Annotated in this window: 6 protein-coding genes; 1 reads left to right on the top strand and 5 read right to left on the bottom strand. The window is 64.7% G+C overall.

Features of this window, described 5'->3' with window-relative positions; all coding sequences use genetic code 11:
* Positions 1 to 116: 116 nt before the first annotated feature.
* The 5 genes from VGD93_RS16480 to VGD93_RS16460 are packed head-to-tail and all read right to left on the bottom strand — an operon-like array spanning position 117 to position 4,595.
* Positions 117 to 1,319: an ABC transporter substrate-binding protein gene (locus VGD93_RS16480; protein WP_395013255.1), complete on the bottom strand. Its 1,203-nt coding sequence runs from the start codon at positions 1,317 to 1,319 to the stop codon at positions 117 to 119.
* Between the two features lie 25 nt (positions 1,320 to 1,344).
* On the bottom strand, positions 1,345 to 2,223 hold the full coding sequence (locus VGD93_RS16475) for a branched-chain amino acid ABC transporter permease (protein ID WP_395013254.1): 879 nt from the start codon (positions 2,221 to 2,223) through the stop codon (positions 1,345 to 1,347).
* A 10-nt stretch (positions 2,224 to 2,233) separates the two neighbouring features.
* The gene (locus VGD93_RS16470) at positions 2,234 to 3,106 is read right to left on the bottom strand and encodes a branched-chain amino acid ABC transporter permease (protein ID WP_395013253.1); all 873 of its coding nucleotides are present in this window, start codon (positions 3,104 to 3,106) and stop codon (positions 2,234 to 2,236) included.
* Between the two features lie 11 nt (positions 3,107 to 3,117).
* Positions 3,118 to 3,837: an ABC transporter ATP-binding protein gene (locus VGD93_RS16465; protein ID WP_395013252.1), complete on the bottom strand. Its 720-nt coding sequence runs from the start codon at positions 3,835 to 3,837 to the stop codon at positions 3,118 to 3,120.
* Positions 3,834 to 4,595 (bottom strand): ABC transporter ATP-binding protein, encoded by a 762-nt coding sequence (locus tag VGD93_RS16460; RefSeq protein ID WP_395013251.1) that lies wholly within the window; start codon positions 4,593 to 4,595, stop codon positions 3,834 to 3,836. Before VGD93_RS16460 ends, VGD93_RS16465 begins: the two co-directional genes overlap by 4 nt.
* A 172-nt stretch (positions 4,596 to 4,767) precedes the next feature.
* On the opposite strand from VGD93_RS16460, the gene VGD93_RS16455 reads away from it, so the two are divergent.
* On the top strand, positions 4,768 to 5,655 hold an 888-nt coding region (locus tag VGD93_RS16455; RefSeq protein WP_395013256.1), incomplete at its 3' end, for a LacI family DNA-binding transcriptional regulator.

Genomic DNA, 5,655 nt, shown 5'->3' with positions numbered 1-5,655 from the left:
CGGTTCCTCTGAGGGACAAGAGAGCGGCGGGCACCAGGCGGAAAGACCGCCTGATGCTTCGGCGTGGGGTCGGCGGAGGCAGGGTGCCTCCGCCGTTCAGATCGAGACTACCTGGGCTACGACACCGCCACGTATTCGCCGCGGCCCGTCACCTGAATGACCGTCACCGTCGGCGTGAGGTTGTCGCCCGTCGGCGGGTTCTTGAACGAGATCGATGTCCGGATCGGCGTCGTGGTGTTGAGGTTCATCAACGCCCGGTGGAGTTCGTCCCGCGTCGGCTCGGCGCAGGTCGCAATCGCATTGGCCACCGCATAAACCGAATCGTAGCCGAACGCGGACTGAATGGTTGCCTCGAAACGGAAGCGCTCGTTGTAGGTCTTGGTCCACTGGCTGAGCGCGCCGCTCGAATGCGCCAAATCCTGCGCGATCCAGGTATAGCCGTTGGCAATGGTGCCGCGGGAGTTGTCCCAGTACACCGGGTCCTGAAACGCCCCGAAACCGGTGATCAGGGGGACGCCCAACCCGGCTTCGTCGATCTGCAGGGCGGCCTTGGCACCGTCCCCCGGCGTTGCGGCGAGGAACAGCGCGTCGGGCTTGGCGAACCGGATCTTGGTGATCTGCGCGGCGAAATCCTGGTTGCCGGCGCTGTAGGCCTCGTCGGCAACCACTTCGTAGTCCAGTTCGCCCGCTAGGTTGCGGCAGATCTCGGCGTCGCCGACATGCACCTCCGAGGTCTGGTCGACCAGGATGGCCAGGCGCTTGATGCCATGCTTGGCGACGATGGTCTTCAGCAGCACCGGCGTGGCGCTGAGCGAGGTCGGATTGACCCGGTATGCCCACGTGTTCCATTGCTTGATCGGCGCGCCGGAGCCGTTGCCGATCAACGGAATGGAAAACTGCTCGGCCACCGGTGTCATCGGCAGGAAGCCAACCGAGTTCGTCGGGCCGAGGACGCACAGGACGTCGGGATCAGCCGCATAATTGCGCAGCAATGTGATGGCCTGCCGGGGATCATTGACCATGTCGCCTTCGAGCAGTTCGAGCCTGTACGCCCGGTTCGCGGCATCGCGAATGCCGCCGGCGGCATTGATCTCCTCGGCCGCCAGCGTCGCACCGTCCCGGGCCCTGACTCCGTGCTCGGCCGAGGGACCGGTCAGTGCCTGGACCTGGCCGATCTTGATGACGCCGTCTGCAGCCAATGCCCGGTGCGACAGGGCGGGGAGCAGGGCAATCGCCGCCGCGCCCTGCAGGAAGGTGCGCCGGGAGCTTGACAAATTGGCCGGCGGGCGGCGCGAGCCATCAGTGGGAAACTCGTTCATTCTAACGTCCTCCTACGTGTAGCGGTCAGGCGCCGTTGGGGCCGACCTGGGATATCTCGATGGGTAGCGGCCGGCCGGTGCGGCGCGGGGGCACCTTGAGCGGTCGCCGCGTCAGCAGCCCTTCCGGGCGCAGCATGACGATCGCCACGACGAGCACGCCGAACAGGATGAGGCGGTACTCGTTGGAAAAGCGCAGCACCTCGGGCAAGACGGTAAGGATGGTGGCGCCGAGAACGGCACCCCACAGCGTTTGCATGCCGCCGAACAGCAGGAAGATGATGATGCTGAGCGACACGAAGAACGTCAGGTCATGCGGGTTGATGACCAGCAGGTAGTGCGCCTGCATGGCACCCGTCAGCGCAATCAGGCCCGTGCTGACGGCAAGCGTGAAGACGCGCACGCCGCGGATTGAAATGCCCATTGCCGAGGCAGCCAGTGCGTCGTCGCGAACGGCCCTCGCCGCAAATCCCAGGGCGGAGAAGTCGATCAGATACGCAACGAGCACGGCGCCGGCCGCAAGGGCGAAGGCGACGAACATGCCCGTGTGAAGTGGAATCCCGGTGAAGCTGTTGGCACCGCCTAGGTAGTCGATATTGAAGGCCAGGACGACGACGGCCTCACCGAACGCAAGGGTGACCAGTTTGAAGACGAACATCTCCATGCGGTAGGTCATCAGGCCGAGACCGACGCCCACGACCACGCCGCCCGCGGTGGCCGCGAGAAGCCCGACCGGGAACGGCATGCCCAGCCTGCTGGTCAGGACAGCCGATATGTATCCCCCGATGCCGGCGACGGCGGCGGTGCCGAGCGACAGTTGTCCCGACAGGTTGGAGATGTACAATCCGACCGTTAGCGCGATGTTGAGCAGCGTGAAGATCAGGATGGGCTCAAAAGCGATGAACATGGTGCGCTTCCTAGACTTTGGCCGTGTAGGAGCCGAACAGGCCCTGCGGGCGGAGCAGTAGAACGCCGATCAGGACCGAGAAGGCCACCGCATCGCGCAGGCCCGAGGAGAGATAGCCGGTGACCAACGCCTCGAGGATGCCGAGGCCGAAGGCGACGACGATGACTCCCTCGAAGTAGCGGTTGCCCGCCACGAGCATGCAGACGAAGGATTTGAGGCCGTAGAGGACGCCGACATAGGCCGAGGCGGTGCCGTAGAGCGTTCCCACCGACACGGCGGCGATGCCACCCAAAGCCGAGGCCGCAACGATGGTCACCTGGCTGATGCGGGCGACGTTGATCCCGAACACGGCTGCGACGCCGGGTCGCTCAGCCACCGCCTGCGTGGCCTTGCCCCACAGGGTGAGTCGAACATAGCCCGAGATGACGCCGAGGATGGAGATGCAGACGGCGAAATTGAAGAGTTGCTTGTAGCTTAGGCTGAGCAAGCCCACTTCCACGCCGCCGCGCGGCAGCAGCGCCGGAAAGGAGACCGCATCGGGCCCGACGACGACGGCCATACCGTTCTGCAGCACGATGCCGACGCCGAGGGTCGCGATCAATGTCATCAGGACGTCGCGGTTGTAGAGCGGCCGGATGATCAGGCGCTCGAGGATGATCCCGGCGATCCCGGCAACGAGCGCGCCGCCCAGGAGGGCAAGCCACAAACTGTCGGTATAGCTGGCCACCGCCAACCCACCGAACATCCCGATCATGAAGATCTCGGGATGCGCGAAGTTGATCACCCGCAACACAGTGAACGCCAGCGTGAACCCCAGCGCGACCACCGCGTAGGTGCTGCCGACCACTGCACCATTCAGAATGAGCTGGAGGAACATCTCCATCTGGTCTCTCCTCAGATGCTTCCGCCAAGAAACACGTCTTGGACGGTGCTGGATTGCGACAGGTCTGCGGCCGAGCCTTGGGTGACGATGGCCCCGTTCTCCAGCAGGTAGCCCCAGTCCGCGACCTGCAGGGCCTGGCGCGCGTTCTGCTCAACGAGCAGGATGCTGACGCCGGCGGCGTTGACCTCCTGGACGAGGTCGAAGATCTGCTTCACCATCAGCGGCGCGAGGCCGAGCGAGGGCTCGTCCATAAGCAGCACGCGCGGCTGCGAGATCAGGGCCCGGGCGACGGCCACGAGGCTCTGTTCCCCACCGCTCAGCGAGCCCGCCAGCTGCCGGCTCCGCTGGCGCAGCAGGGGAAACCGCTCGAGCATACGTTCGATCTCACGACGCCTGACGGCCTTGTCCGCGACCCCAAATCCGCCGAGCAGCAGATTGTCGTAGACGGACAGATTGCTCCACAACTGGCGGCCTTCGGGCACCCATGAAATGCCCAGCTTGTTGATCTGCTGGGGTGTCATGCCCAAGATCGGCCGCCCGTCGAACTGGACGCTGCCGCTGGTGGCCTTCTGCAGTCCCAGCAGGGCCTTGAGGATGGTCGTCTTGCCCGCGCCGTTGGCGCCGAGGATGACCCGCAGCTCGCCCTTGTGCAGCTCGAGATCGACGCCCCGCACGGCGGGCACGGCCCCATACGAGACCTGCAGATCCCGGATCGACAGCACGGCAGTCATGCGTCCGCTCCCAGGTAGGCCTCGATGACCCGGGGATCGCGCCGCACCTCCTGCGGGAATCCGTCGGCGAGCTTCTGACCGAAATCGAGCACCACGATCTGGTCGGAAACCTTCATCACGACGTTCATGTTGTGCTCGATCAGCATTACCGTCATTCCCGCACTGCGCAGCTTGTGGATGAGCTCGATCACCTGGTGGGCCTCTTGGGCGACCATGCCGGCCGTCGGCTCGTCGAGAATGAGAAGGCTGGGCCGCGTCGCCAGCGCGCGCGCCACCTCGAGCCGCCGTTGGTCGCCGTAGGGCAGTTCGTGGGGACGGGCCTGGTGATCGTTCGAAAAGCCGACCCAATCGAGCCAGGCCATCGCCTGGTCCGCGACGCCCCGTAACTGGTTCGACATCTTCCATGGCCAGCTGAGCGGGTTGGGCACCGCCCGGCCGAGCGCCGCCGTTGCCCCCACCATGACGTTTTCCAGAGCGCTCAGGTGCCGGAACAGGCGGATGTTCTGAAACGTACGGGCCATGCCGCGCCGCGCAACCGCCTCCGGGGCGAGGCCTTGCAGCGCTTGCCCATCGAACACGACACGGCCCGATGTGGGCGGCGTGACGCCCGTGATCAGGTTGAACAGCGTCGTCTTGCCAGCCCCGTTGGGGCCGATCACGGCGCAGACCGTTCCGCGTTTCACCTGGAAACTGACATCATTGACGGCGACCAGCCCCCCAAAGCGCTTGGTCATGCCCTCGACGATCAGATGAGCCACTTCGCACCCCGCCCCTGCAATCTTTGCTGCAAACAAGTGCGTACTTGCTGCAAATCCGTGACCAATCTTTCAGAGAAGGAACCAGGTGTCAAGCGCGCCATGCGACCGTCACGCAGTCGCCTGGTAGCCGCTCCGGGGCGGAATTCCCTTGGCAAATGGCGAGAAAATCTATATGAGCATGCGTGGGATAGAGCTTCTGATGAGATCGAATCGAAAACCGACACTGGCTGACGTTGCCCTCCGTGCGGGTGTCTCCGCTGCAACTGTCTCGAGGTTTTGCAAGAAACCTTACATGGTCAGCGAAGAGGCGCGGACGCGCGTTCAGCAGGCGATTGCAGAGCTTGGCTACCAGCCATCCTCGTCTGCGTCGCCTCGATCCAACGACACGAGCCGCAATATCGGCGTCGTCGTGCCGACGCTGGAAATCCCCACCTTCGCCACCGGCGTGTCGGCGCTGCATGCGCGGCTCTCCGAGTCCGAGTTCATGCTGCAGTTGGCGATCTCCAACTTCAGCCCGCGCCAGGAGATCAACTGCGTGCGCGAACTGATCCGCAGCGGGGTGGCCGGCCTGGTGCTCGTCGGCACCAGCCACGAACCCGCCGTGTTTGAAATGCTGGATCGCGCGCGGATTCCGTTTGTGAACATCTGGGATTTCATCGAATCGGACCCCCGCCCCTGCATCGGCTTCGACAACCGCCAGGCTGGGCGGCACATCGCCAACTACATCCTGAGCGCCGGACATCGTGAGATCGCGGTCATGGCCGGCGGCGGCCCGCAGCGCAGCGACCGCTCCGTGGCGCGCGCCGAAGGAACGCTGTCGGCGCTGCGCGACGCCGGGATCGAGCTTCCCGGCAACCGCATCATCGAGTTGCCTTACATCATGCAGGCGGGGGCCGCGGCGGTCCGGAGTTTCCTGGAACTGAAATCGCCGCCCACAGCGATCATCTGCACCAACGACATCCTGGCCGTGGGCGCTCTGCTTGAGAGCCAGCGTCTCGGCATTCGTGTCCCGGACGAACTATCCTTCACCGGCTTCGACGATCTCGAAATCAGCTCGCTG

The sequence above is a fragment of the Devosia sp. genome (genome assembly GCF_036406155.1).
Lineage (GTDB): Bacteria > Pseudomonadota > Alphaproteobacteria > Rhizobiales > Devosiaceae > Devosia_A.
The sequence above is the reverse complement of the archived record's forward strand: the minus strand, read 5'-3'. Positions and strand labels throughout refer to the sequence as shown.

Bases quoted from the DNA above. Each gene is read 5' to 3' on its own strand.
- VGD93_RS16475 (WP_395013254.1), bottom strand. From the start codon at position 2,223: ATGTTCATCGCTTTTGAGCCCATCCTGATCTTCACGCTGCTCAACATC.
- VGD93_RS16465 (WP_395013252.1), bottom strand. From the start codon at position 3,837: ATGACTGCCGTGCTGTCGATCCGGGATCTGCAGGTCTCGTATGGGGCC.
- VGD93_RS16470 (WP_395013253.1), bottom strand. From the start codon at position 3,106: ATGGAGATGTTCCTCCAGCTCATTCTGAATGGTGCAGTGGTCGGCAGC.
- VGD93_RS16480 (WP_395013255.1), bottom strand. From the start codon at position 1,319: ATGAACGAGTTTCCCACTGATGGCTCGCGCCGCCCGCCGGCCAATTTG.